Annotated in this window: 19 protein-coding genes and 2 pseudogenes; 12 read left to right on the top strand and 9 right to left on the bottom strand. The window is 52.4% G+C overall.

Annotated elements, in window-relative coordinates; genetic code table 11:
* The first annotated feature begins 80 nt into the window (after positions 1-80).
* Positions 81-827 carry an NADPH-dependent F420 reductase gene (locus ACXKZD_RS23580; RefSeq protein ID WP_307618199.1) on the top strand — a complete coding sequence of 249 codons (747 nt, stop codon included), beginning with the start codon at positions 81-83 and terminating at the stop codon, positions 825-827.
* Between the two features lie 142 nt (positions 828-969).
* Here ACXKZD_RS23580 and ACXKZD_RS23575 read toward each other — a convergent pair.
* The 3 genes and pseudogenes from ACXKZD_RS23575 to ACXKZD_RS23565 form a co-directional block, all read right to left on the bottom strand.
* Positions 970-1,344: pseudogene (locus ACXKZD_RS23575) on the bottom strand (NmrA/HSCARG family protein); the annotation flags it as partial.
* Positions 1,345-1,359: 15 nt separating this feature from the next.
* Positions 1,360-2,673, bottom strand: a complete 1,314-nt coding sequence (locus ACXKZD_RS23570; protein ID WP_307618197.1) for an NAD(P)/FAD-dependent oxidoreductase — start codon at positions 2,671-2,673, stop codon at positions 1,360-1,362.
* Between the two features lie 331 nt (positions 2,674-3,004).
* Complete coding sequence (locus ACXKZD_RS23565) at positions 3,005-3,613, bottom strand: dTMP kinase (RefSeq protein ID WP_488982290.1); 609 nt, start codon at positions 3,611-3,613, stop codon at positions 3,005-3,007.
* Positions 3,614-4,052: 439 nt separating this feature from the next.
* Here ACXKZD_RS23565 and ACXKZD_RS23560 point away from each other — a divergent pair, with 439 nt between their 5' ends.
* The 5 genes from ACXKZD_RS23560 (at position 4,053) to ACXKZD_RS23540 (ending at position 12,162) form a co-directional block, all read left to right on the top strand.
* On the top strand, positions 4,053-4,487 hold the full coding sequence (locus ACXKZD_RS23560) for an SseB family protein (RefSeq protein WP_488982289.1): 435 nt from the start codon (positions 4,053-4,055) through the stop codon (positions 4,485-4,487).
* 12 nt (positions 4,488-4,499) lie between these two features.
* The gene (locus ACXKZD_RS23555) at positions 4,500-4,841 is read left to right on the top strand and encodes an enhanced serine sensitivity protein SseB C-terminal domain-containing protein (protein WP_488982288.1); all 342 of its coding nucleotides are present in this window, start codon (positions 4,500-4,502) and stop codon (positions 4,839-4,841) included.
* A gap of 559 nt (positions 4,842-5,400) precedes the next feature.
* Positions 5,401-6,618, top strand: coding sequence for a cupin domain-containing protein (locus tag ACXKZD_RS23550; protein WP_309600719.1), 1,218 nt, complete (start codon positions 5,401-5,403; stop codon positions 6,616-6,618).
* Positions 6,619-7,225: 607 nt separating this feature from the next.
* Positions 7,226-11,326, top strand: a complete 4,101-nt coding sequence (locus tag ACXKZD_RS23545; protein ID WP_488982287.1) for a BapA prefix-like domain-containing protein — start codon at positions 7,226-7,228, stop codon at positions 11,324-11,326.
* A 482-nt stretch (positions 11,327-11,808) separates the two neighbouring features.
* Positions 11,809-12,162, top strand: a complete 354-nt coding sequence (locus tag ACXKZD_RS23540; RefSeq protein WP_346545855.1) for a hypothetical protein — start codon at positions 11,809-11,811, stop codon at positions 12,160-12,162.
* 595 nt (positions 12,163-12,757) lie between these two features.
* Here the strand turns inward: ACXKZD_RS23540 and ACXKZD_RS23535 are convergent.
* The 3 genes from ACXKZD_RS23535 to ACXKZD_RS23525 all read right to left on the bottom strand — a co-directional run bounded on the left by ACXKZD_RS23535 (position 12,758) and on the right by ACXKZD_RS23525 (position 16,088).
* Positions 12,758-13,171: a hypothetical protein gene (locus tag ACXKZD_RS23535; protein WP_050679628.1), complete on the bottom strand. Its 414-nt coding sequence runs from the start codon at positions 13,169-13,171 to the stop codon at positions 12,758-12,760.
* A gap of 186 nt (positions 13,172-13,357) precedes the next feature.
* Positions 13,358-13,888, bottom strand: coding sequence for a GDYXXLXY domain-containing protein (locus ACXKZD_RS23530; protein WP_050679629.1), 531 nt, complete (start codon positions 13,886-13,888; stop codon positions 13,358-13,360).
* The gene (locus tag ACXKZD_RS23525; RefSeq protein ID WP_050679630.1) at positions 13,881-16,088 is read right to left on the bottom strand and encodes a DUF4401 domain-containing protein; all 2,208 of its coding nucleotides are present in this window, start codon (positions 16,086-16,088) and stop codon (positions 13,881-13,883) included. Before ACXKZD_RS23525 ends, ACXKZD_RS23530 begins: the two co-directional genes overlap by 8 nt.
* A gap of 208 nt (positions 16,089-16,296) precedes the next feature.
* Between ACXKZD_RS23525 and ACXKZD_RS23520 the strand changes: the two genes are divergently transcribed.
* The gene (locus ACXKZD_RS23520) at positions 16,297-16,422 is read left to right on the top strand and encodes a terminase gpP N-terminus-related DNA-binding protein (protein ID WP_222940105.1); all 126 of its coding nucleotides are present in this window, start codon (positions 16,297-16,299) and stop codon (positions 16,420-16,422) included.
* 348 nt (positions 16,423-16,770) lie between these two features.
* Here the strand turns inward: ACXKZD_RS23520 and ACXKZD_RS23515 are convergent, their stop codons facing one another.
* The 3 genes and pseudogenes from ACXKZD_RS23515 to ACXKZD_RS23505 form a co-directional block, all read right to left on the bottom strand.
* Complete coding sequence (locus tag ACXKZD_RS23515; RefSeq protein WP_045139943.1) at positions 16,771-17,334, bottom strand: TetR/AcrR family transcriptional regulator; 564 nt, start codon at positions 17,332-17,334, stop codon at positions 16,771-16,773.
* Between the two features lie 250 nt (positions 17,335-17,584).
* Positions 17,585-18,286, bottom strand: coding sequence for a glutathione S-transferase family protein (locus tag ACXKZD_RS23510; RefSeq protein WP_031292479.1), 702 nt, complete (start codon positions 18,284-18,286; stop codon positions 17,585-17,587).
* Positions 18,287-18,827: 541 nt separating this feature from the next.
* Positions 18,828-19,309, bottom strand: a pseudogene (locus ACXKZD_RS23505) (helix-turn-helix domain-containing protein); the annotation flags it as partial.
* 311 nt (positions 19,310-19,620) lie between these two features.
* Between ACXKZD_RS23505 and ACXKZD_RS23500 the strand changes: the two are divergent.
* The 5 genes from ACXKZD_RS23500 to ACXKZD_RS23480 are packed head-to-tail and all read left to right on the top strand — an operon-like array spanning position 19,621 to position 25,145.
* Complete coding sequence (locus tag ACXKZD_RS23500; protein ID WP_371315799.1) at positions 19,621-21,246, top strand: ABC transporter substrate-binding protein; 1,626 nt, start codon at positions 19,621-19,623, stop codon at positions 21,244-21,246.
* Between the two features lie 44 nt (positions 21,247-21,290).
* Positions 21,291-22,250 (top strand): ABC transporter permease, encoded by a 960-nt coding sequence (locus ACXKZD_RS23495; protein WP_207253820.1) that lies wholly within the window; start codon positions 21,291-21,293, stop codon positions 22,248-22,250.
* A complete protein-coding gene (gene opp4C / locus ACXKZD_RS23490) occupies positions 22,250-23,197 on the top strand; it encodes an oligopeptide ABC transporter permease (RefSeq protein ID WP_488982286.1) in 948 nt (315 codons plus the stop codon). Before ACXKZD_RS23495 ends, opp4C begins: the two co-directional genes overlap by 1 nt.
* Positions 23,194-24,174, top strand: coding sequence for an ABC transporter ATP-binding protein (locus tag ACXKZD_RS23485; RefSeq protein WP_089415232.1), 981 nt, complete (start codon positions 23,194-23,196; stop codon positions 24,172-24,174). The genes opp4C and ACXKZD_RS23485 overlap by 4 nt, the downstream gene beginning before the upstream one ends.
* Positions 24,171-25,145, top strand: a complete 975-nt coding sequence (locus tag ACXKZD_RS23480) for an ABC transporter ATP-binding protein (RefSeq protein ID WP_187506717.1) — start codon at positions 24,171-24,173, stop codon at positions 25,143-25,145. The genes ACXKZD_RS23485 and ACXKZD_RS23480 overlap by 4 nt, the downstream gene beginning before the upstream one ends.
* Positions 25,146-25,214 lie beyond the last annotated feature (69 nt).

Genomic DNA, 25,214 nt, shown 5'->3' with positions numbered 1-25,214 from the left:
CCCACTATTTTGTCGGTTCTTGTTGTTTATTCAGTGAATATATAGGGTATCTCACTTAATCACAGAATCAGGAGCGAAATATGAAAATCGGCGTAATTGGCACAGGTAATATCGGTGGAACCCTGGCACGTAAGCTCAGTGAAGCGGGGCACAAGGTAAAAATCGCTAACTCACGCGGAATTGATGGCGTGCGTGATTTCGCGGGTGAAATTAATGCAGAACCCACAGACATCAGGGGAGCGGTTACAGACGTCGAAGCCGTAATTCTCTCCATTCCGCTGCCGGCACTTAGCAGCCTGCCTGATGGGCTTTTCGATCACCTTCCACCCCATGTCCCGGTGATCGACACCAGCAACTACTATCCTGGCCTGCGCGATGCACCGATTACTGCACTGGATAATGGGCAGACCGAAAGCGAATGGGTTCAGGAGCAAATCGGGCACCCTGTGGTTAAAGCTTTTAATAACATCCTTGCCGACTCGCTCGCCGATCTGGGCCAGCTGCAGGGAAGTCGGGGTCGTCTGGCAGTTGCCGTAGCGGGAGATCATCCTGATGCTGTGCAGACGGCCATGTCACTGGTTAACGACACCGGTTTTGATCCTGTGTTCTCTGGGACTATCGCTGAATCATGGCGCCAGCAGCCCTGCACGCCTTGTTACTGCTGTGACTGGGAAGCGCCCGTGATGCTGCGAGCTCTGGCGTTGGCCAGAAAGGGAGAAGGTCAGGCTCGGTTGCCACAGCTTTATGCCAGTTTCGCGACGCTGGGTGATGCACCCTCTCATCAGGATATTATCGAAAACAACCGTGCCATAAACTGGCCTGTTTAAATCGCCCGGCAAGGATAATCTGTCTGCATTGAAGTTCTGGATAAAGATTGTTCTGAGAATATTTTTGCATAGTGGCTCTGGCTCAGGCATCTGGTCCACGGTATTGCTCTGCAGGCTTGTCCTTAAGCCTGAGAGATCCAGATTACTCTCCGGCGAGTGCGGTAATAAAGTCACGATAGGTATGCAGTGGGCGGCCAGGCAGGGTGACCAGACGTTCCCGGTCGCCCTCTTGTGGAATCATCCCATCACTGACGTAACGTTTAGCCATCAGCCGCATTTCATACGCCATCCAGCGCGGCATAAACTCCGCCATATTGGCTTCGAATGCATCCGGATTATCTCCGCCATAAATTACCGGACGGCCCAGAAGCTGTTGCCAGGCTGCTGCTGCCTCTTCTCCGTTTAGCGTATCTGGCCCCATGAGATTGAGCGTTTCGACTTGTAATTCTTTGCTGGCCTGGTCGCGCCTTATCAGTTCAATTGCCGCTACTTCAGCAATATCCCGTGTATCGACCATTACAGTTACGGATTATCAGACCTCTTTACGGCCCAGATAACGCTCTTTCATCAGTGACAGTTTTATGCCGATATCCAGCGCTGGCGATGGCGGCATGAAACTGGCCTTGCCCAGCGACAGCATATCCGCGATATGCGGGTTGTCCTGTTTCATCATGTAATCAGCCAGCAGACTGCCCGCTACGGTCTGTTTTGAAACACCTGCGCCGTTACAGCCACCCGCCGTACAGATAAATTTGTTCAGCATGCCCCATTCAGGCGCGCTGTTTCGCGTAACGCTGATGGTGCCGGACCAGGTGTGGGTTATCTTTACGCTGCCGAGGGTCGGATAGACTTTATGAAATAAGCGCTGATGCAGCTGGGTTGCCTGCCAGGTCTGCGCGGCATTCACCTGACCGCTGAGTGCGGGTATCACGTGCTGGCGAATCAGGAAACGGCGGTCTGAGGTAAAACGGAAGGTTGCACCGGCAATCGCATTAACCGGCGTAAGCCCCCAGCTCTGCATGAGGGGCAGGGTGGCCAGTTGTTCATCGGTCAGCGGATCGGTAATGCTGGCGAAGGTCGCCATTGCTGCCTGACGCGAAAGTCCTGGTCGCAACTCTGGCGATAATGCGTTGGTGGCCAGCATCACCTTTGGCGTTTTGATGATGCCAAACGGTGTCAGCACTTCAGCCATGCTGCCGTAGCGAATCCCCAGCACTGGCGTGTTATCGAAGCGTTGAATATTTTCAGGTAAAGAGTGTTTTAGCCCGGCGATCAACTGCGCCGGATTAACCAGCACACAGCCAGGTGTATATATCCCTTTGCTGTAAAAGCGCGTGCCGAGTTTAAGGTAAAGCTCCTCGCTGTCTGACATCTGCCATGGCTCATCCATTAAATCGAGCTGGCTGGCGTACTCTTTTAAAATACGATCACTGCCACGTTCAGCCTGGCAGTGATATTTACCGACCTGTTCCCAGTCGCAATGAAGATGATGCTGAGAAATAACCTGCTCCAGCTGACGAATGCCTTCCTGAAGCAGGTTACGGTAAGCGTTGGCCTTTTTTAATTCAGCGGTGGAGCTGCCAATATTATGAGGCAGACCGATAACAAACCCGGAATTACGTGCCGATGCGCTTTCTCGTGTGCTGTGCGCATCGACGATGATAATTTTCAGGTCGGGATTAATTTCAGCCAGGCGGCGCGCAAAGGCAATACCTGCAAATCCCGCGCCGACGATAACCCAGTCGGCAGTGATATCCTCTCGCAGCATGGGCTGCGGTGTAAAACAATGCTCACCCGCAGGCCAGCCCAGTTGATTGTGATTAAATGGTATCGATGCGTAGCGCAATTCCCTGTGCCCTTATCTGAAAAATAAAGCAATTTTATAAGTTAAAGCGGGATATCTGTGCCAGCGGTAATCTGATTATTGTTGATTTCATACAAGTAAAATTCAGGAGGATGATTTTTGAGTTAACAACCAAAGGTGGCACGAATTTTCGAAGAAGAGATGATAACGCGACTGTTATGTGTTTTATTTGCTGGTGTCAAAGACCGAAACCAGTGATCTGCAAAGCGGTATTCATAAAGCGCGAGCAGGGGAGAGCGAAACGGAACAGGTCGCGCTGTTAACTGGCAATTTCGAGTAGGAATCAGCCCCTGAAACGGATAACTGTAGGGCATCAAAGCGTTTTATAGATTTCAGCAATGACCTGCATCGTTGCCTCTTCTATAGTTCCTTCATTGCGACATAAAAACCAGCCGTGGTTAGTCATCTCCTGCTCGAACGCTCTGGTGCAAGCGACATGCTCTTCCAGCCTGTGAATCACTGTACTCCCCAGCCCACGCGATCGTGCCGCGGCTCGTTCCCATGAAATCTCAGGTGCCGTGACCACCCCGACATGCAGATCTGGCGCTCGCACATTGAGCTTAATATTTCGCTGCAAAATCTCTGCAAAGGGCACCAGCCGCCGAAACGCGGCATCTGATGGATACCAGCGATCCATCAGGATAATGCAGTTCCCGGGCTGTTTAGTCAGTACGTTCTGTGAAATCCAGGCACGGCTAACGGCAAAGCGTTCACAAATATCCCGTTCAAGATCAACGGAGGGATTTCTGGCGAGCCTGTTAACCAGCGCCATTGTTTCCGCCCTGAAGGGATCGCTTTTTTGCTCGCTAAGTCGAATCACCTTCCTGTTATCTGCTCTTAGCACTTGCGTAATGGACTCCAGCAGAGTGGTTTTACCGGTTCCCTTGGGCCCATCCACAGATACAAACAGCTGACGACTCATGCCTGGAATAAGAAGTAAGGAAAGATTTTCGTGAATCGTGCATCCGGTAAAAACATCTTATTTTCCTGGTTTGAACAGCTGAAGTTACATCGTTCTCTGGATTCTTCAGGCACGTCAGCGTGAACATGATTTTTAAACAGACCCTGGTGAACACGCTGGTAACGGTTCTGACTCACGAGTTTATAGAACAGGATGTTAGTCAGGTAAGCTTAATAGTTGAGGCCTGTGCGGTGTAGTTTAAGGGAAGCGTCTGGAAAACGGAAAAGATCGTGCCTGTTCTGCCATTTACCCATTCAGACGCATGTCCTTAATCGCAATAACGAGCCCTCAAAGGCAATCCTCCGGTACGTGCAGGAATCTGGCGAGTAGAAATTATCTATATTATGCTCATAAACCCTTGTTAAATTGATTCTAATCCAATCCTGCCTAAGGTGGTTAAATGTCTGACGAAAGGGAAATCAAACTGGAGACTGCTTTAAAACTGGCGGCCGATCATCCAGCAGAACGACCTGAGTTTTACCGGGTACTGTTAGATTCATCGCTTTACGTCCTGGGTAGTTCCGGAGGGGCAACGGGTGATGGTGAGGTCGAACTAAAGGCGGGTGAGAATATCTCGATTCAGCACTGGGAAAAACCGGATGGAACGCCTGTCATTCCGGTATTCACCTCGCTTGCCACCCTGCAGCGCGCCATCAGCCAGGAAAGCAAATACATGAAGTTGCCTGCCAGAGCCTTTTTTGAAATGACGCGGGGAGAGGGTGTGTTTCTTAATCCAGGGTCAGATTACGGAAAGGAGTTTGTGCCGGAAGAAATAGAAGCCATGCTGGCGGAAGGAACGGGTCGCCTGCCGCAGACAAGGGTGGTTGAGGAATAAACACAGGTATTAGTGGGAGTACCTGCCGTTGTTCCGGACAGGCTTCTGAAAGAGTTATCTGCCTGGTTTGCAAAATGTCCCGGGGTCAGCCGTGCATTCCTGGTTTTAATGCACGACCCGTCAGTCGATGATAAACCGCATTATCTGGTGGGGGTGGAAATGAGCGGTGATGTGCAAGAGGTGATGCGTGGTGCGGGTCTTGTCGCAGCGGATACCTCTCCGGATGGGCAGGCGGTGGATCTGATGCGCCTTGGCCAGAACGACAAAGGTCTGGATTCACATATCAGGTCGCAGTTTACGCCATTCTATGTTCGGAGCATGAAGCAAAAACTAAAGGGCATGTTTGGACGCTGAGTGCTGAACGGCTTCTGAATGTTGTCTTGTAACCAGCGTAGTAAATCGGGGGTGACTTTGATCTCCGGTTTCAACAGTGCCAGTGATAGTGACTGAAATAGGTGATCCAGGGCGGATTTATCTATGTCCGCTATGAGTGAGGAGTGGACTTTATGCTTCTGGCTTAATCAGGCGTAACAGAGCGGCCCTGCACATACGCCTCGTCTATCTGAGTACGTGCGTGAAAGCTCACGCATCAAAGGCTCAGGCCTCGTTAATCCCTCAATTCGTAAAAATTCTTATCAGCAGTTACCGATCACCGGGTAAATGAAAATCAAAAAGATCCACATTAATTGACGATTAGTGCGCTTATGCACAGGATAATCCCTTTATAACTATACGGTGATTAAACAACATTAATCTTTCTTAATACATTCAAGTATCTTTACTATTTGCGTGAAAACTGCACTCTTTCCACAGTGTTACAAAGTTGTTTTTCCCTCCGCATTCAGCCCGCTTATAACTTTATGGCGGTAACAAAAATAATACCGTTTATAAAAGATTCTTAAGAGGGATGAATATGAAAACACTGACAAGAAGACATTTTATGGCTTTTGCGGCAGGAGGAACGGTCGCGCTTGCGGCGGGTCAGGCCATGGCACATGACAACGGTGTAAAGACGTTTCCGGCAGGGAGCGGAGGACGAGATCCCGGACCACATGATCCTATTCGTGAGGCAGAAAGTCCGGACATCTTAAATCCGCCCGTTACCGACAGCGGAACGCTGCCAAACCTTCGCTTTTCTTTCAGTGATGCGCACGTACGCAAGGGAAGCGGTGGCTGGACGCGTCAGGTGACGCAGCGGGAGCTGGGCATATCTACGACGATTGCGGGTGTGGACATGCGCCTCAATGCCGGAGGTATTCGCGAACTGCACTGGCATAAAGAGGGGGAGTGGGCTTACATGACTTATGGCAACGCGCGGATTACCGCTTTTGACGCCAGCGGAGGATGGTTTGTTGATGATATCGCTGCAGGTGACCTATGGTATTTTCCGCCCGGTATTCCCCATTCGATTCAGGGTCTCGGTCCGGATGGCTGTGAATTTTTACTGGCTTTTGACGACGGAAATTTTGATGAGGATAGCACTTTTCTGCTGTCAGACTGGTTCAGGCATATTCCCCCGGAAATTCTCGCCAAAAACTTCAGGGTTCCGGTATCTTCATTTTCTCACCTGCCTTCACCTGATGATGAGTACATTTTTGCCGGCAACGTTCCGGGCAGCCTGGAATCAGACAGTATAAAAGGTGCGGTGAAGTCGAAAATCCGCTTTACCCACAAAATGCTGGCTCAGGATCCGGTACGCGCGCCGGGAGGAACCGTCAGGATCACGGATTCATCCAATTTTCCGGTTTCAAAAACGATTGCTGCCGCACTGGTAGAAATTGAGCCAGGCGGACTGCGCGAGCTGCACTGGCATCCTAACAATGATGAATGGCAGTATTACCTTGAAGGAGAGGGGCGGATGGGGGTCTTTGCATCATCCGGTCAGGCAAGGACTTTTGACTACCGCGCCGGCGATGTGGGATATGTTCCTTTTGCTATGGGACACTACATCGAAAATACCGGTAAGGGACCACTGCGTTTTCTAGAACTTTTTAAAAGTGATTACTATGCCGATATTTCGCTTAACCAGTGGCTCGCCAGTACACCAGCTGAACTTGTCCGGCAACACCTGCACCTGGATGAAGAGTTTATGAACATGCTTTCACTTAAAAAGAACCCGGTGGTGAAGTAACCGGCTCAGTCGTTACCTGATTAATAAGGATTGACGCTGACCTATTCCTGTTTAAATTAAAGTGTCCGCTTTTAACATAAAGCGGACACTTATATCGGTAATGCAATATCCCACCTGCCACTTAAAATGGTGCAATAGCATCAGCATTGCTCTTACAGGGATGGGGAAGTCGTTACTGAACTGAGACAGCAGGGCAGTTAAATCATCATGAAGCATCTGCTATTAACAGGGGACATTTCCAGATTTTACCTGGTAGCCAGACATGAAAACGAAGTTTAGCTTATGTATATCCAGCATCAACTATTCACTTTTTCCTGACGATACGTCGTGGAAGTCAGTAAAGGTTAATTGAGCCGATGCCCGGACTCTTGCAAAGAATGGTACTTTTTATTTTGCCAGCAGAAATAATCTGTTTTCAAAATCGAATATTTAATCTGGCTGTGGTTATGCCCTTTATTGTTGCTACGAATTGCGTTTAATGCGTTGAGTGCCGGCTCTGCCTCAGCACCTTTATTGGCGCTGGCCGTTGCGTGCCTGGAATAAGTAAAGCGTCGCTTTATTTCCAACGGCATTGCCTACTTAATAACTGGTATATAAGGAGATTTCGATGGCATTTTCAGGAACGGGCCGCGCCACGGTCATATCGCTGAAAAGCGGTCACCCATTGTCTCAGTCCACTGAAGGAAAATCACAATCTATTCTGAGCGAACCCGCTCTTATCACGCTGCAAAGCTCACCTTCTCAGATTTCTTCTTTTCAGAAACAGGGTGACGATCTCATTCTTAACCTGCACGAGAGCGATACGCTTCGCTATCAGAATTTCTTTACTGAGGTTGCAGGCCAGCAGAGTAAAATGCTTTTCCAGCAGGGAAGTTTATTTCAGGAGGCACAGTTCAGCACAGACGTTTCCGGCGATGCTCAGACTGTCACCACGCTGACACCTGTCTGGCAATCTCCAGCTTCTGCAACATCTCCAATGCCATTCCCTGCCAGTCCAGAGTCAGATCCCGCGTTATCAATCGTAGAGTCTACCCAAAGCCAGATTCTGATCCCGTCAGGCACGCCGTTAAACGGAGCAGCTGTCGCCCTGAGGGCGACGACCAGCGAAGCTGATTCAACCTTAACGCTTACGCCCCAGGTTGAGTCAGCAACAGCTTCAGATGCCCCCGCCACCTCCGACGCTATGAAGGCCAGCCCCATTCCATTACCGGCGCTGACTCTTGATCCGGTTACCGGCGACAATGCGGTCAGTTACCAGGAGGGGATATACGGCATTATCTTCACCGGCTCCGCCGCCCATCTCCCCTCCGGCACGCCGGTTGAACTGACCCTTGACGGTAGAACCTGGCAGGGCAGCGTCTACCAGGATCAGTGGCAGGTTCAGCTCTCTGACAGCGACGTGAAAACTATCAAGGATGGCAACCACACCATTCAGGTCAGTGCAACGGCTCTGAATGGAAACAGTACCAGCCTCAGCCAGAATCTGCTGCTGATTACCCATTACAACAGCAGCAACCCGAAAGTCACCGTTAACGACATCACACTGGAGGATGCGGTCCAGCATGACGGTCAGACCTGGTACGTTATCAGCGGCACGCTTGAAGCGCCGCTGCCGCTTAAGACTTTTGCGGTGCAGGTTTCTGATACTTTCCACTGGAATTATGCCGTGGTAGAGGCAGATGGCAGCTGGCGCGCGGAAATCAGCGCGTCGGAGCTTTCCCAGGGCGGCAACTTCCTGTCGTTTGGCGTGCTGGACGGTGCCGGAAACTGGTTTGAGCAGAGTGGCAATGTCACAGCCGACCTTATTACGCCCGTTGAAGGCGGCAATGGGGTTCCGCCGGTTATCGATGACAATCCAACGGATGGTGGCACGCCGATTCCGCCTGTCAGCACGCCCCCTTCTTTAACCATGAACAGTTTTACTGGTGACGGCGTGTTAAGCGCTGAGGAGAAGCTCTCCCCACAGACGTTCAGCGGCACCACATCGAACCTCGCCGCAGAGAGCACGCTGACCATAATGCTGAACGGTCAGACCTATACCACAACCCTGGCCGCTGACGGCAGCTGGAGTGTTACCCTGCCGTCTGCCGATCTGCAGGTGCTGCCGGTAGGGTCTAACCACATCAGCGTAACCTTTGAAAACAGCGTTGGCGGTACGACCACCGCGAACAAAGTCATTACCGTAGAGGCGTCAGCACCGCCATCAGACGCTATCCCGCCACAGCCGACTATAGACACGCCGTTTGTCGACGGGTTTATGAACGCACATGAACGCTTCGAGCCTGTTACGCTGAGCGGCTCCACTGGTGTGACCGGGGCGGGCCAGAAGATCGATCTGACCGTAGATGGTGTTCACTATGCGGGCGCTGTGGACAGTCTGGGCAACTGGCTTGTCTCACTCTCCACCGGGCAGCTGATGGAAGCAGATTTAGCCGAGGGGAGTCATTCCGTTACGCTAACCGCCACCGATCGCTGGGGCCAGTCCGGTATCACGGAGACGACGTTTATTACCGATACGCAGGATCCTCTTGTCACGATTAATACACTGGCAGGGGACGGGGTGATCGACAGTCATGAAATCAGCAGCCCGCTGGTGATCTCTGGCAGAGGCGAAGCCGGCAGCACGATTGAAGTTAGTTTTGGGGCCTCCCACTGGAGCGGCATCGTCGATCAAAATGGCCAGTGGCAGTTCTCAGTTCCCGCGGAAACGCTGCAGGGAATGGAGGAAGGGAGCTACCGTGCCATTGCTGAAACAACCGACGAAGCGGGCAACAAAGGTTATGCCTCAGCAGGTGTGCAAATCTTCGCTACTGAGGCGTTGCCGCAGCTGACCCTTGATCCGATCACCGGCGACAATGCGGTCAGTTACCAGGAGGGGATATACGGCATTATCTTCACCGGCTCCGCCGCCCATCTCCCCTCCGGCACGCCGGTTGAACTGACCCTTGCCGGCAGAACCTGGCAGGGCAGCGTCTACCAGGATCAGTGGCAGGTTCAGCTCTCTGACAGTGACGTGAAAACTATCAAGGATGGCAACCACACCATTCAGGTCAGTGCAACGGATCTGAATGGAAACAGTACCAGCCTCAGCCAGAATCTGCTGCTGATTACCCACTACAACAGCAGCAACCCGAAAGTCACCGTTAACGACATTACGCTGGCGGATGCGGTACAGCATGACGGTCAGACCTGGTACGTTATCAGCGGCACGCTTGAAGCACCGCTGCCGCTTAAGACTTTTGCGGTGCAGGTTTCTGATACTTTCCACTGGAATTATGCCGTGGTAGAGGCAGATGGCAGCTGGCGCGCGGAAATCAGCGCGTCGGAGCTTTCCCAGGGCGGCAACTTCCTGTCGTTTGGCGTGCTGGATGGCGCCGGAAACTGGTTTGAACAGAGTGGTCACGTCACAGCGGATCTGACTTCTCCGGTCAGTGATAACAGCGGCGATCCGTTGCCACCGGTCACCCCCGATAATCCCACCGATGGAAGCAATACTACGCCAGTGGTCGATATTCCAGGTCAGCCTGCACCTGAAATTGATACGCCATTTGGTGACGGCTGGCTGAACCGTGCGGAGAAAAAAGAGGGCTCGATGCTGACCGGCACAACGGGCGTCACTGGCAGCGGTCAGACGGTATCGGTGATTATTGGTGGTAAACATCACAATGCGGCAGTAAGCGACGACGGTCACTGGAGCCTGCCACTGGCGCCGGGGACGATGAAAACAGGTTTCGGCAAGGGGCAGCATGACATTGTCGTGACTGCTAGCGACGCGGCTGGCCATACGGCTACGATAACGACCAGCTATCAGGTGGATGTCTGCGCACCCAAAATCGCTTTTACTCACCTCACAGAGGGGCAGCAAATCAACCTTGCCTCCAGCCATGATCAGCATGTATCAGGTACGGGTGAAGCCGGTGATATTGTTACTGTCAGGCCTGGCGACCACCAGTGGCAAACCAGTGTGACCAGCAAAGGCACGTGGGCCGTGCAGCTTGAAACGCTGGACGCACTTACGCCTGAACCGGGCGAGCACAGGATTACCGCAACTATTCGTGATGCTGCCGGAAACGTTAACCACGTTTCGCAAAACGTCGAGCTTTATATGGCCGAGCCGCAGCCGAAGCTGAGTATTGCAACCGCAGCGCAGGACAACCTGACCAATGCCACAACTGTGATCAGCAGCAACACAGAAGATGGCAGCAATTCGGAAAGCCATAGTGCTATCACACTGGAGCACGCGTCTCTTCATCCTGATATGGCTGACAAACTCCATCTCTCTGGAACAGTAAGCAGTGAAACGCTCTCGCTTTTATATTCAAATCTGCACACCAGCCTGAACGGTGCTGCCGATGACGATTCGTTTCAGCTGAATGGTGCGCATGAGGCGTTTGATTTTGCCACGCTTGGGCTGAGATCAGGCAACGCTGAGGTCATTAATCTGGGCGCTTTCAGCAGTAATAGCGTCACTCTGGGGCAAAAAGAGCCGTTGCCATTGAACGACAATGCGAGTGAGGCGCCGACGATAAAAGACGCGGACGGCAATGTGGTTACGCTAAGTAACATTGAAGGCGGCGTCTGGAGCGAGGATGGGCCGCGTATTTGTAACGGTCAGCAGTACGACCTGTATCACAATGCCTCTGCCAGCCATGAAGGTTCGCTGGCTGATATCCTGATGCAACATAATCTTCACTTACAACTGGCTTAAATCAGATGGCCGGGGCGGATTTTCTTCCCTGGCCATTTTCCGCAATTAAGATTGCCAGTGAAGCGCATACGAGTGCCCAGCGTAGCTATTCTCTAATGGCGTGCGAACCTACGCTGCTGGTATAGGGAAGACTGACGTCAGGCTAATTTCCGCTATGAGCGAAAAGCGGAACATTAAAAATAATGACATTGCTCAGACCCCATGTCCGCAGCTTACTAAAGTGAAAATAAAATGAACAAAAGCAGTCTTAAAGCGTTTTCCCTGTTACGTGTTCTGACGTTGACGTGTGTGCCCATGTTTTTACTGGGTTGCGCCAGTGCACTTTGCCCTTTTGGCACCACCGAAGGCACGATTCCGGACTTGAAAAATAGTTACTGGAGATCCACTGAAAAAAACCGGCTAAGGCCAATGAACAAGTCCTGGAGGAATGCACCCATGCTGCCGATGCTGAGGAGCAACGCCTTTCGCAGATCTATCTGCAGATGTGTAAAACCGGAAGTTTAACCGCAGAAAATCAACGATTTGCACAGAAATTACTCGGCAATCCACTCTATTCTGGCCTGGAACCAGTAAAAGCCGTCCCCCAGCATCATTCAGATGATTCAGTTAAAGCTCAGCTGAAATGGTCGATGTCTTATAGCGATAATCCTCAGGAGTTCAAAGAAAATTGTGGCTCTTACATTGAAAATAACGCAGCGGAACGGTCCAGCACCATGCTGGGTTTGCAGGCGGGCCGTTACAAAGAGCAGGTTTTTAAACAGTGTATGGCAGAAAACCATATGGCGCTCATTGTACCAAGGACTGAATTCAGTCAATGCAAGTTGATAGGGTGGTAATTTACTGGACGAGTAAAAGTAATTATGAGTACGCTCTTTGCATCTGTGGCACGGAAGATACTATAGGTTTAATTTATACTATTATCTCCTGGGGTTTTTTAACGGAAAAGCCGATGTAAATGGGGTGAATAGAAAAGCGCAATCTTTATTCAGTGGCAAAATACTCCTCAGGTTGGGAATGGTGTCATCTTTTTACAGTCCGAAGTGATAAGTCGCTTCTCAAATATGGCTTCACCAGACATGTTTATGTTTGCGTCATCCGAGCGTATTTATCTGTATACTTACAGTAAATTTCACGAAGTGGTTGAAGGTGAGACAGGATTACAAAAGAAACTTGTCGAGATGGATAAACAGTATTTCGAGCAGAATCCATGATTATCTGGCAGGCAAAATGTGATCACGTGCTGTCACGTAAACATTATCTAATTAACATCCAGGTGAGTCTGTAATTGAAACTGCTCACAGGGGGGGTGGAAAACATCCGAATTCCGACACCCTGGACTAACCTGTTTCTATATGTCTGGCTGAAAAATGATACCATTAGTTCTTTTCATTAACGGTCCTGCTGCCCCGATCCTGATTGATATGATACGCATCAATCCCGGTAAACCAGATAAGCAAGTGCGGCAGCTGAACAGAAGGCATAGGGGCTTAAAAGCAAAATATCCGAATAAGGCGTTTCACATATCCTGATAACAGGCCATGCCAGTACAACCAGCCACATGAAGAGCGCAGAGCACACGATAAAAAAGCTCCCCTTCAGGGCAGCGTCAGGATAAAATCGCTTTGAAATCATCGCTAATGGCATGCCGATTATCATTGAGCCCATCGTGGTGCAAATAATACTCACCATAACGATGAAAAAATAAGTAAAAATTAAACCCATTACGGGTGTACTGCTTTTTCCCAAGGAAAGATAGGTTAAAACCAGTAATGAACCCACGACACTACTAAATATTGCTGATATCACAGATATCCTAATCCAGTTGTCGTCAATAATGTTCGGCATAATTTTCTCTATGTCTGAGCAGCTATATTGATGCAGCTTACTCGCTTAAATTTTCGGCACGGGCCTGATCGCAAAACAGGCTTCCGGCACAGCATCCTTTTGCTGACCTGTGACGGGCATCCGGGCAATAAGGACATTAAGGCCGCCTGTCAGGTTTTGGGGCTGGTCAGTGAGCGTCTCGCATCCTTAAGGCTGAATCACCTTACCCTGCTCATCAAGCAGATCCGTCAGGAGTGCTGTGCCATCGCTTCCCACCCGAAATGCCCCGTAACGCGCCTGGGCGAATCTGTCGGCATGACCTTCCTGAAAGAAATAAGCGTTAGTACCGACGGTCAGCGAGCCATAATGTTGATGGTATTTTACCCGTAGCTGATTCGGCTGCAGAGGTTCACCCTGATCAAAACGGGCCTGAGTCGCATGACGCTGCGCATCGAGGTCAACAATCAGGGTTCCGCTGGTGGGCAGGCATGGCGCTGACAGGGTCGCGCCACAGGACTCAGCCTGTTGATACAACGTCAGTTCCAGCGGGCGGGTAAGGGCATAATTCAGCGCCATGTAATCACCCTGCATCAGGGATCGCGGATCAACCGGGGCAAGAGGCAAAATCATGACCGCACCTTGCTTCAGCAACTGCTCTTTTTGCCAGATGCTGACATTGACGGCTATCAGCGCCAGCGCTATCACAGCGCCAGCCAGCCATCGGCTCTGTTTATGCATTTTCACTGGCACCTCCGATTTGTGCAGGTAATACTTTTTTGACTCCCCATGCCAGCCCCAGTAAAACCAGACCGCTGACCAGCAGCAGCAGGGATTTCTGCAGCAGAATTACCTCCAGGAAGTAATACCAGCCAATGACATACAACACCATGAAACCGCCACTGACCACCAGCAACCCCAGACTTCCCTGATAACGTGCCATCAGAATTAACCACAATCCCAGCCCTATACCCGGTGCATAGAGGGCGGCAGCCCCGCAGATAAGTGCAGCGGGCAGCGTGATAATCGAAAACAGCGGCTGGCTATGCCTTTTCTGACTGAGCGCACTCAGCACTAAGCCAGCCGCGATCCCTGGGCCAGTCGCAGACTGAAGCGTGGAAAATTGCGATGCTGACCAGAGGAAATCCGTGAGATACGCCGCGTTTATCCCAAGGAAACTCAGCAACATCAGACCACACGGGATGCCATACAGCAGAGGATGTACCGCGTCAGCATACGGCCCTGCCTGTAACCTCAACTGATGACTGACAGTCCACGTCCACAAAAATATGACCGCCGCCACCAGTACGGACACAACAAGGCGTGCAGCCATCGGAGACAGGCAGATCCGGGTCAGAGAGTAGCCCGCCAGCACCAGGAAAAAGGTCAGGGCAGTGATGGCAATAAACCGAAAAGTGCGGTCGGGCATAGCCATCGCCATTGCGGCCAGGATCGGCAAGGCAGTCAGTGAACTCAGCATAATAAAGCTGACGTCATTGCTCTGAATTTGCAGCAGAACACCGGTTATCAGCCCGCACGTTGCCGCAATCGCCCATGCCAGCCCGAGGTGATGTTTACCGTCACGCTGACTGCTTAACAAGCCACGTGCAATGGCGGCAAGCAGCAGCGAAGGAATAATAAGGGTGGCAGCATTCGGGTCTTCCAGCAGATCAGTGGCATAGAGCATCAGTATCATCAGTAACAGAATGATGATCGCTGCCACCCAGCCTCCGACGCTTAGCGCCAGCCTCAGATACCAGGGCAGGTCGGATGCGTGACCGCGCTGCTTAATTTCCTCAACCTGCGAGGCGCTCAGCAAACCCTGCTGACGCAAAGTGTCTGTCAGTAAGGTCAGCCTGGCCGGAGCCAGATCGATTGGCCCCTTTTCAACCAGTTTGCGTTGCCATTTCAGCAGAATTGAACCATTTACCGCCACCCAGAATGCCATCAGGATGCCAGTCAAAAACAGATCACCCGTATCGTAGGCTAAAAGGAATAACTGCATGATTAGCGCACAGCCAACCACGGTCAGGCTGGCGATGCCCAGCGTCAGCATGCAGAGATCCGGATAGCGGTAACGGTACAGGTAATAACCTGCCAGCAGGGTGATCACCCAACCGCCCGTGATATAAGGAAGGTGGTCACCGCCGGCCCAGTCAGAGAGGTTCCCGGCCACAATGGCGGTCAGCTGAAGCAGTAAAAATCCCACCATGATTCGCGAGAACCAGCGGCTTACCAGCCAGCTCTCGGGATGATGCGTTATCGCGCGCCACGCCAGCGCTTCCCTGACAATCAGGCAGGCTGCCAGCAACGCCAGATATCCGTAGAACACAGCGGTCGGGAGCCTGGTTAAACTGTCAGACGCGGCGAGATCCAGCAGTGACGACGGCAGGGTGTTGTAATAGAGCTGGAACGCCAGGTTAGCGACCAGCCAGCTGCAAAACCACAGGCTGTTTTGCCGGGCAATCAGCGCCAGCGGCAGAAGAACGTATAACCAGGCCCGGAATAGCTCCCAGCTGTCAGCACCGGTCTGATAAATCTGTCCATACAGCGCAAAAAGGGCACCGAAGCTTAACCCTGTCGCCAGTAATGCGTTGCGTGCCAGCGTGCTGTACCAGCGCCACCAGACAATCACCGCCAGCGCGACGATCAACAGCTCGGCCAGGGCAAATTTCGCCATTTTCGGCAGCCAGGCCCAGTTCCAGGCAATAAAGAACACCGCTCCGGCAACCAGAGACAGTAATCCCAGACAGGAAAGAACCGGGATAAGAAACTGACGCCACTGAGCATCTGACGGTCTGATTCCACAGAAAGCAAAGATACGCTGGCAGGTCTCCGGGGTCAGGCTTCCTCCTTTCAGCAGGCGTGCGATCTGGCGACAAAGATACTCTGCCGTCCGTGACGGCATCCCGGTGATGCCATCGGGTGCAAGCTCCCTCATTCTTTCCCTGCCTCTGTTAGCGGTATGACTTTGATGATGAAGTTAACGGCTGTTCTTCCCTGCGATCAATCCGCGTGTCGGTCAGTGACGCTCTGCTGAGCGGCCGATAATTTTGCTGAACAAATGTAAACATCTTTTCCAGGATATAACAGCGTAAATCAAAGGCGAGGGGGGAACTCTGCGCAATTTGCCGCATTATTGTGATCAAATGGTGTCGCGGCCGTATTTGGGCTGCGTGAACATGACATCCGCCCCCGACGAACGCGATCCCCGCAGGCAGGCTTTACTGCTGTACTCTCAGGGGTACCGCATCACCCGCGTTGCTGAAAGGTAAGAAGCGTAAAGATTATCGGGTGACCGAGCAGGGGACGCTTACGGTTGATGATAAGTTGATTGCCACGACTATTGGCCAGAAGCCGCTAAAGAAACCGCAGTCGGACAGCAAATTGTGGATTGTTAGCTACCTGAACCGCTGAAATAAACGCTTTCCTGAACCGAGGTTTCACTCCTTTATTGCAGGTGATGATGAGACACGGCGTAATACTTTTACCCTGGCCCGTCGCGCATTGATTCAAAGGGGTGAGTTCCTGAGTGGAAAAGCGCATACGCTACCGGACGCCGCGCCGCATTGGGCGCGCGTGCAGAAAATCGCCCATTCGCTGAATCGGATTGCGGGCAGTTGCTATTCTGGCAGAGGTCCGAAGGCGCTGTATGAATCCACCAGTGAATCAAAAAGCGAGATATCTGAGCGACTTCTGGCGATAAGCTGGGCACCGGCAATGGCCGTGAAAATTGCACGTGCTCTGGATTCACTCTCACCTGAATCGCACACCTTCGCAGCCACCAGCAGTCTGTTCAGCCATGCAATGTTCACATCAGCAAACTTCTGTATTTCTGCATTCATTTCAGGAGGTAAGGTATCTTTTTCAGCGCCCATGAAACTGCCCAGGCAGAGACGATTTTCGGCCTCAAGTGATCTTCGGAAGATTTCAGGAAAGCGACGCAGCGCGTCAATGGGTGATGGGCTTTCTGATTCGATCATCTCGAGTGCGAGCGCACCGTCCTCCCAGTATCGTCTGGCAACGGCAATACCCAACTCGGCTTTGCCTGGAAAATAGTAGTAAATACTCGCCGCTTTGATACCCACATCCTGCGCGAGGTCGCGGAAATTCAAACCGTTATATCCCTGAGATTGGGCAATTTTCCTGGCCGCCTGCAAAATGGCTTCCCTGGTGTTGACGCTCATCTTGATGCCTTTGGTATTGGGATGATCTCTTAAATAGAGAATGCTAATTTACAGCAAACGCTTACCGGGTGACAGGGTGATTGCCATGGAAAACAGTAAGTTCAATGCATCCAGGGTGCTCAGGCAGACGTCATTGCATCATGGTTTAGCAAGTAACATCGACAGCCGACGCTATCATAAGCACTCTGGTCACCGGGAAAGTCAGTAGATAACGAACCCGGCGTACCGGAGTTTACATCGAGTGGCGCTATTACCGGGCTGGCGAATCCAGCTCAGGAATGCCGCTGTTGCGATCGGCGTAGGCCGCCTGGAAGGCAGGACGTTTTGTCCAGCGCTGCCAGTAGGCATCTAAGAACTCAAAACGCTCGTCCAGTGGAGTGGCATTGACCGGGAATTTCGAGAAGGCGATCGCGGTTGCTAGAGTAATATCCGAGAAGGTCGGCGCATCGCCGCCGAGCAGCCATTCGCGGCCGTCTGACAGATGGCGATTAACCAGCGCGGCGTGAGCCAAAGCTTCTTTACGGCAGTGTTCACCCCAGGCCTCATTTTTGGTCAATTCCAGCCTGAAGCCGAGGCCGGTGTGCAACACGTGGAACGCTGTAACGATGCGGTACAGGATATGCACCCACACCCGGTTATCCCACATATTATCCAGCCCCTGTTCCAGTGCTGTTTCTCCCATAATCTTGCGGCCCGGATACTCCTGATCAAGATAGCGAACGATGGCAGCCGTTTCAGAAATATAACTCCCGTCAGCCAGTTCAAGGGTAGGCGTTTCGCCCCACGGATTCATATTCAAATGTCGCCAGCCACGCTGCTCTCCTCCAGGGGACATGTCATAGATGGTCTCGGCAAACTGGTCAGCGATGCCCTTTTCATGCATGAAAAGCCGCAGGCGCTGTGGATTAGGAAAGGCCGAAGGTGATGTAAAAAGCTGAAGTTTAGCAGTCATGGTCGATCCTACAGGTTGATGGTTGGGGTATCTAACTAACGTTAGGTAGGCAAACATTAGCGGGCAAATCAACACACGTCAACACCGGTCTAACACTTGTTAGGTTAATTTTTCGGTGATCTTCATGCTTGATACGATATTTCAGCGGAGGCATAGCTGAAGGAGGGGGACAATGACGCCGGAGGGTTGAAAAATGCAAATGAGTGGAGAGGCTGGATTCAAACGGGTTTTCAGGTGAGTTGCATTTTTGCAATTACTGTCGACTGGTTGCCATTCGGGCTGCTGGCCAACAGGAAGAGCCGGCTGATAGTCCGGAAGCGCAAGGGCCACGGGGTGAGGTAGTAGCGGTCAGATCAGCCCATGAAGCCGGCTGGTGTCGGCATCATCACTGGTCACAAAAATGAGCGGCCGCTGTGAGCGATAAGCGGACGTGGGGATTTCAAATACCTTAAAACTGCATGTAAAAAGTAACAGGATCGGAAAAAGACTGTTTCATACAGCAAGCATTCTGTATTGACTCATTTAACTCCGATTTCTTTCATGTTTGTCGGGAATGACTATTTTCACCTGTGACAATCCTGGCGTTAAGTAAACGCTGGATATCGTGAAATTCCGTCTCTGACATTCGGTGATCGGTAAACTCCAGCAGGCACACTCCCTCCTGCTCTTTGGCACAGACAAACATAGGCCCAGTGTAGTGGTAAACCGGTGAATGACTATAATCTGAGTGGGAGCTGCGCCAGTGAGCCGCTTGTAGATGTAACCAAACCCACTCAGGGATTCGTAGCCATTGTCCAGTGCTACGTCAGTCGCCGCACGTCCGCTTTTCAGCTCCTGCAGGGCAATATTTACCCGCTGCATTCGCTGGAAGGCCTGAAAAGTGATGCCGTGCTGTTGCAGGAACCAGCGCCGCATCCGCTCCGGGCTGATTCCATGCTGACGAAGATCCGCGTCGGATATACGGGATTTGATATCGCGCCTGACAAGCGCAAGCGCCTGTTCGACAAACAATGGCGCGCTGTGCCGTGGTTTTTCACATTATTGATTGTCAAACCCCTTACGATATCAGAACTCTTCGACTGCCCCGCGTAATGTCTCATCTTCTTTAGATGAAATTAAGCATTGCTTTCTCATAAATCTACTAATGATAATTTGCTATAAGCCAGATTGTTTCGTTGTTAGACAGGGTGCGGTGCGGCTTTTATCTTTCGTCATGATTTGTAAATTCCATACAAACATTTGATGAGGGAGCCATTTTGTCCATCCTACTGAAAAGCATAAAAACAAAACCCACGCGTTTTACTCTGGCGCTTAAAATCGCGTTACTCAGCAGTATGGTGGCTTTCTCTTCAGCCTCTTTCGCCGATGTACCCTTAAAAGAGGGCATTACACCAGCCACCGATGCCAGCCAGATTCCGGCAGTGGCTAAGCTGCGTAAAGACACTGTGGTGGCTGGTATCTCTGAACCGCAGGGTATTTTTAACCCTTATTTCTTTGTTAACGGCTGGGACGAAAACGTCACCAACGTGATTTTCTCACGTCTGATTGACTGGGATAGCCACGGTAAGCTGGTGCCAGGCCTGGCCGAAAGCTGGAGCGTTAGTCAGGATAACAATGTCTATACCATTAAGCTGCGCCCACACCTGACTTTCAGCGACGGCTCGCCCCTCACCGCCGAAGATGTGGCGTTTACCCTGACCGTGCTGCATGACCCGAAATATGATGGCGATACTGACATCACCCTCGCCAACATTGTGGGCGGCGCGGAGTATAAAGCCGGAAAAGCTGATAGCGTCAGTGGCCTGAAAGTGATCGACCCGCTGACATTACAGGTCACCACCGGGCAGCCTGGCGCGACAACGCTGGCGAAAATTGGCGGCCCGGTGTTGTCGAAAGCGTATTATGGGAAAGGGTATCAGCGCGGCAATCTCGACTATCTGCGCATGTTGCACGGTAAACCGCTGGGCAACGGACCGTATGTCTATGACAAATATATTCCGGGCCAGGAGATTCGTTTCCACGCCAATACCCATTTTTACCGTGGCACACCACCGACGCCGCGCTTTATCTACCGCGTAACCAACCCGTCCACTAACTTCCAGTTGTTCCAGACCGGCGAAACCGATTACGACTCGTTTACTTCTCGCCCTGATGATATCGAACAACTGAAAATGCTGGGCTTCGCCAATATCAACCTGTTTGGCTCCAGTGACTACAGCAAAGTGGAATTCAACGTACGTCGCCCGGCGTTGCAGGACGTGAAAGTGCGACAGGCGCTGATTTATGGTCTCGACCGCCAGAAGTTGATTGATGTGGTTTATCAGGGCTATGGAAAAGTGGCAATTGAACCTATTGCCCCGATTTCATGGGCGTATAACACAGATGGCGTGAATCCATACAAATTTGACCCGGCACAGGCGAAGAAACTTCTTGATGAAGCGGGCTGGAAACCGGGGCCTGATGGCATCCGCGTGAAGGACGGTAAACGTCTGGAGTTGACGCTGCTGGTGAGCAAGAAAGTGCTGAATGATGCGCTGATCCCCATCGCCAAAGAGAACTGGCAGCAGATTGGCGTGCTGTTGAAGCCGCAGGTGGTGGATTTCAACGCCCTCATGGCACAGCGTAAAGCCGGTAACTATGACCTGGCCTCTTTCAGCACCAGCACACTCAACGATCCACATGATGGCGTGTGGGATTACTACAGCACGGAAGCGAAAGAGTCCGGCTATAACAATCCGCAGGTTGATAAGCTGATCAACGAAGGTAATGCTGTGCTGGATGTGGAAAAACGCAAACCAATTTATCACCAGCTGTATAAAGTGCTGGCGGACGATCCGCCGGTGATTCTGCTGGGTAACCGCGAGATTTTATCGGCCAGTAGTGCCCGCGTCACCGGCTTTAAACCAGATATCTACAACGGGCTGACCGGTAGCCTGCCGGATGTGAAAATCATTAAATAACAGTAACAACTGCCGGGTCTCCCGGCAGTTGTCATGAGAAAGCTATGCGAAATTTTATCCTCAGGCGACTGCTGCAAACCCTGCCAATTCTGCTGCTCGCATCACTGATTATTTTTATGCTTTTCGCGAAAACGCCAGGCGACTTTATCGACGGTAACATTACCCTCACCGCTGCCCGCGCCGCCGAACTGAAAGCTATTTATGGACTCGATCAACCGATCCTTACCCGCTATCTGCATTGGCTCGGCCAGTTGCTACGCGGCGATTTGGGGTTCTCGCTGCAATACCAAATTCCGGTGAGTCAGCTACTTAACCAGTACATCTGGAACTCTTTCCTGCTGGCAAGCGTTGCGCTGGTGTTTTACTGGAGCATCGGGCTTGCGGTGGGCATTGCCTCGGCGCTGAAACCCAATTCGCTGTTCGATCATCTGGTGAGCGTGTCGGTGTTCGCCGCCATGTCTTTCCCAACCTTCTTTCTCTGCCTGTTGCTTATTAAGTGGTTCGCAGTCGATCTGCACTGGTTGCCAGTGGGCGGCATGACCAACACCGGCAGCGACGATAACGGCTGGGTGTGGGTGATGCAGGTTGCGGCGCATCTGGTGTTACCGGTCATGGCGCTGGTGATGTTGCAGGCGGGCAGCCTGACGCGCTATTTCCGTGCCAGCATGCTTGACGTAGTCAAGATGGATTTTATCCGCACCGCGCGTGCTAAAGGGTTGCGCGAACGTACAGTGATCCTTAAACACGCGCTGCGCAATGCGTTGCTGCCAATCATCACCCTGTTAGGTTTTGAGCTGCCGGGGTTGTTTTCCGGCGCGATCATCACCGAAAAGGTGTTTAACTGGCCGGGCGCAGGGCATATTCATATTGATTCTCTGGCCGCCCGCGATTATCCGGTGCTGATGGGGTTCACCCTGTTTCTTGCGGTATTGACCATTGTGGGCAACCTGATTGCCGATATATTGTACGCGTGGGCCGACCCGCGCATTCGCGTGAGGTCGTGATGTTCGGTTCCCTTTTCTCTACGAATCGCCGCTTACGCAAGGCGGAAATTCCGGCGATGGCGCAGGCCACACCTTCTCCGTGGCACCAGGCGTGGAAAGCGCTGCGCCACAATCATCTGTCGATGCTGTGCCTGGTTCTGCTGGTAATCATGACCATCTGGTGCGTGCTGGGCCCGGTGTGGTCGCCGTGGAAAGATGACGCCACCGATGCGCTGATGATCAACAAACCGCCTGGCGCAGAACACTGGCTGGGCACCGATTTTCTTGGCCGCGATATTTATACCCGCCTGCTGCTTGCCGGTCGTATCTCGCTGATTATTGGCCTGATGACCATGCTACTTTCGGTGGCTCTGGGCTACCTGCTGGGTGCGGTATCCGGCTATGCCGGCGGCTGGACGGACAAACTGATTATGCGCATGGCGGATCTGGTGATGACGATCCCCAGCCTGCCGCTGCTGATTGTTGCCGGAGCGATGTTGTCTGAGCTGGATTTTTCGTCTGATTCGCGCATCTACATGGTAGTAGTGATGCTTAGCTTGCTGGAGTGGCCGAAGCTGGCGCGGCTGGTGCGAGGGCAAATCCTGTCACTGCGCGAACGTGATTTTATGCTGGCGACGCAGGTCCTGGGCCTCTCTTCGCGCCGCCGCCTGTTCGGTCATCTGTTGCCGAACACCATACCCATTCTGGTGGTGATGGCGACCATGGCGGTGGCCAACGCCATCCTGATGGAATCCGCGCTTAGCTACCTCGGCCTTGGCGTCGTACCGCCAACGCCCTCATGGGGCAATATGATGGACGCGGCCAACAGCCTGATCGACTTTCAGCGTCGCCCATGGCTGTGGATGCCGCCGGGCATTGCCATTTTTCTGACCGTCATCGCCATTAATGTGCTGGGCGATGGCCTGCGCGATGCGCTGGATCCGAAGATGAAACGGAGCATGAAATGAGCGAGCCGCTAATTACCTTTAATAACTTATCCATCTCCTTCGCCAGCGAGCAGGGGCGTGTGCGCGCTGTACAGGATGTCTCCTTTACCATTCAGGCAGGGCAAACCATTGGCGTTGTTGGTGAATCTGGCTGCGGCAAAAGCGTTACCGCCATGTCGCTGATGGGACTGTTACCGCCGCAGGTTGCGCGTATCGACGGCGGAGAAATCCGCTTTGAGGGCACCGATCTGCTTGCTCTGAAGCCGTCGAAAATGGCCGATCTGCGTGGTAATCAATTAGCGATGATCTTTCAGGAGCCGATGACAGCGCTCAATCCGGTGCTGACCATTGGCGAGCAGCTTTGTGAACCGCTGATACGCCATCGCGGCGAAACACCAAAAGCGGCCTGGACGCACGCCACGCAAATGATCACCGATGTCGGACTCGGGCGTGCGGAGAGTCTGATGGGTTGCTATCCGCATCAGCTTTCCGGCGGCATGTTGCAGCGCATCATGATTGCCATGGCGTTAAGCTGCCAGCCGAAGCTGCTGATTGCCGACGAGCCAACCACGGCGCTGGATGTCACCGTGCAGGCGCAAATCCTGCGCTTACTGCGCGACCAGGCGCGGGCGCAGCAGATGGCGCTGATGCTGATCACTCATGATTTGGGGGTTATCGCGCAGATGGCGGAACATGTCGTGGTGATGTACGCCGGGCGCATCGTTGAGCAAGGCCCGACTGCCGATGTGCTACACAACCCGCTGCACCCTTATACCAAAGGGCTTATCGCATCGCGCCCTGTTCCGGGCGAGCGCCGACGCCGCCTCTACTCCATTCCCGGACAGGTGCCTGACCTGGCCGAACTGCCGCCGTACTGCGCGTTCTATGATCGCTGCGAACGCAGAACCGCGCAGTGCCACGCGGTCATTCCGCCGCTGATCGGGCATACGCGGCAAGTCGCATGTATTCACAGTGAGTTAGCGGAGCCGATCGCATGAGCCAGCAATATGTTATTGAAGTGGACGAGTTGAAAAAGCATTTCTCGCTACGCGACGGGATTTTTGGTCAGGAAACCGGACAGCTACGCGCTGTGGACGGCGTCAGTTTTAACATTCGACCTGGCACTATTTTTGGCCTGGTGGGCGAATCCGGTAGCGGTAAAACCACCGTAGGACGCACGCTGCTGGGGCTTTATGACAAAACGGCAGGTAGCGTGAAGTATCGTGGTCAGGAGTTGCAGGATCTGACGCCGAAACAGATGCGCGCGCTGCGCCCGAAAATCCAGTTGGTATTTCAGGATCCTTACAGCTCGCTGAATCCACGCATTCGAATAGGTGATGCAATTGGGGAAGCAATGCTGGAACACACGCTGTGCAGCAAAGAAGAACTGCGCGACAAAGTGCTGGAGGTAATGAAAATCTGTGGACTGGCGCCGCAGCATTACAATCGCTTTCCCCATGAGTTTTCCGGCGGCCAGCGCCAGCGTATCGGCATCGCCAGAGCGCTGATTCTCAACCCGGATTTTATTATTGCCGACGAACCCATCTCGGCGCTGGATGTCTCTATTCAGGCGCAAATCATTAACCTGTTTTCCGATTTGCGTGATGACCATGGCGTCACCTTCCTGTTCATCTCTCACGATCTCGGTGTCGTGGAGCATTTGTGTGATGACGTGGCAGTTATGTATCTGGGGAAACTGGTGGAAACTGCCAGCCGCGATGCGCTGTTCAGCCAGCCGCTTCACCCCTACACCCAGGCGCTGCTGGCGGCGGTGCCGACGCTTGCCCCTGGAAGCTTATCCGTGCCGGTGGTGCAGGGGGAAATTCCGGATCCTTCGCGCCCGCCCTCTGGCTGTCGCTTCTCTTCTCGCTGCCCGCAGGCAACAGTACGCTGCCGCACAGAAATTCCGGAACTTCGCGAAATGCGCCCCGGCCATCAGGTGGCGTGCCACTGGGTGCAGCTGACGTAATAAAAAAGAGAGGATTCATCCTCCCTGGTTGATGGAGTCTGACGTTCAATGATGTAAAAAACCATGCCT

The organism is Pantoea sp. ABR1s, from assembly GCF_057812235.1.
Note: the sequence above shows the minus strand (reverse complement) of the source record. Positions and strands in the feature narration are given on the sequence as shown.

Excerpts from the sequence above, each read along its gene's own strand:
- ACXKZD_RS23580 (WP_307618199.1), top strand. The coding sequence starts at position 81 with ATGAAAATCGGCGTAATTGGCACAGGTAATATCGGTGGAACCCTGGCA.
- ACXKZD_RS23565 (WP_488982290.1), bottom strand. The coding sequence starts at position 3,613 with ATGAGTCGTCAGCTGTTTGTATCTGTGGATGGGCCCAAGGGAACCGGT.
- ACXKZD_RS23560 (WP_488982289.1), top strand. The coding sequence starts at position 4,053 with ATGTCTGACGAAAGGGAAATCAAACTGGAGACTGCTTTAAAACTGGCG.
- ACXKZD_RS23550 (WP_309600719.1), top strand. The coding sequence starts at position 5,401 with ATGAAAACACTGACAAGAAGACATTTTATGGCTTTTGCGGCAGGAGGA.
- ACXKZD_RS23545 (WP_488982287.1), top strand. The coding sequence starts at position 7,226 with ATGGCATTTTCAGGAACGGGCCGCGCCACGGTCATATCGCTGAAAAGC.
- ACXKZD_RS23540 (WP_346545855.1), top strand. The coding sequence starts at position 11,809 with ATGTGTAAAACCGGAAGTTTAACCGCAGAAAATCAACGATTTGCACAG.
- ACXKZD_RS23535 (WP_050679628.1), bottom strand. The coding sequence starts at position 13,171 with ATGCCGAACATTATTGACGACAACTGGATTAGGATATCTGTGATATCA.
- ACXKZD_RS23530 (WP_050679629.1), bottom strand. The coding sequence starts at position 13,888 with ATGCATAAACAGAGCCGATGGCTGGCTGGCGCTGTGATAGCGCTGGCG.
- ACXKZD_RS23525 (WP_050679630.1), bottom strand. The coding sequence starts at position 16,088 with ATGAGGGAGCTTGCACCCGATGGCATCACCGGGATGCCGTCACGGACG.
- ACXKZD_RS23520 (WP_222940105.1), top strand. The coding sequence starts at position 16,297 with ATGGTGTCGCGGCCGTATTTGGGCTGCGTGAACATGACATCCGCCCCC.
- ACXKZD_RS23515 (WP_045139943.1), bottom strand. The coding sequence starts at position 17,334 with ATGAGCGTCAACACCAGGGAAGCCATTTTGCAGGCGGCCAGGAAAATT.
- ACXKZD_RS23510 (WP_031292479.1), bottom strand. The coding sequence starts at position 18,286 with ATGACTGCTAAACTTCAGCTTTTTACATCACCTTCGGCCTTTCCTAAT.
- ACXKZD_RS23500 (WP_371315799.1), top strand. The coding sequence starts at position 19,621 with ATGGTGGCTTTCTCTTCAGCCTCTTTCGCCGATGTACCCTTAAAAGAG.
- ACXKZD_RS23495 (WP_207253820.1), top strand. The coding sequence starts at position 21,291 with ATGCGAAATTTTATCCTCAGGCGACTGCTGCAAACCCTGCCAATTCTG.
- opp4C (WP_488982286.1), top strand. The coding sequence starts at position 22,250 with ATGTTCGGTTCCCTTTTCTCTACGAATCGCCGCTTACGCAAGGCGGAA.
- ACXKZD_RS23485 (WP_089415232.1), top strand. The coding sequence starts at position 23,194 with ATGAGCGAGCCGCTAATTACCTTTAATAACTTATCCATCTCCTTCGCC.
- ACXKZD_RS23480 (WP_187506717.1), top strand. The coding sequence starts at position 24,171 with ATGAGCCAGCAATATGTTATTGAAGTGGACGAGTTGAAAAAGCATTTC.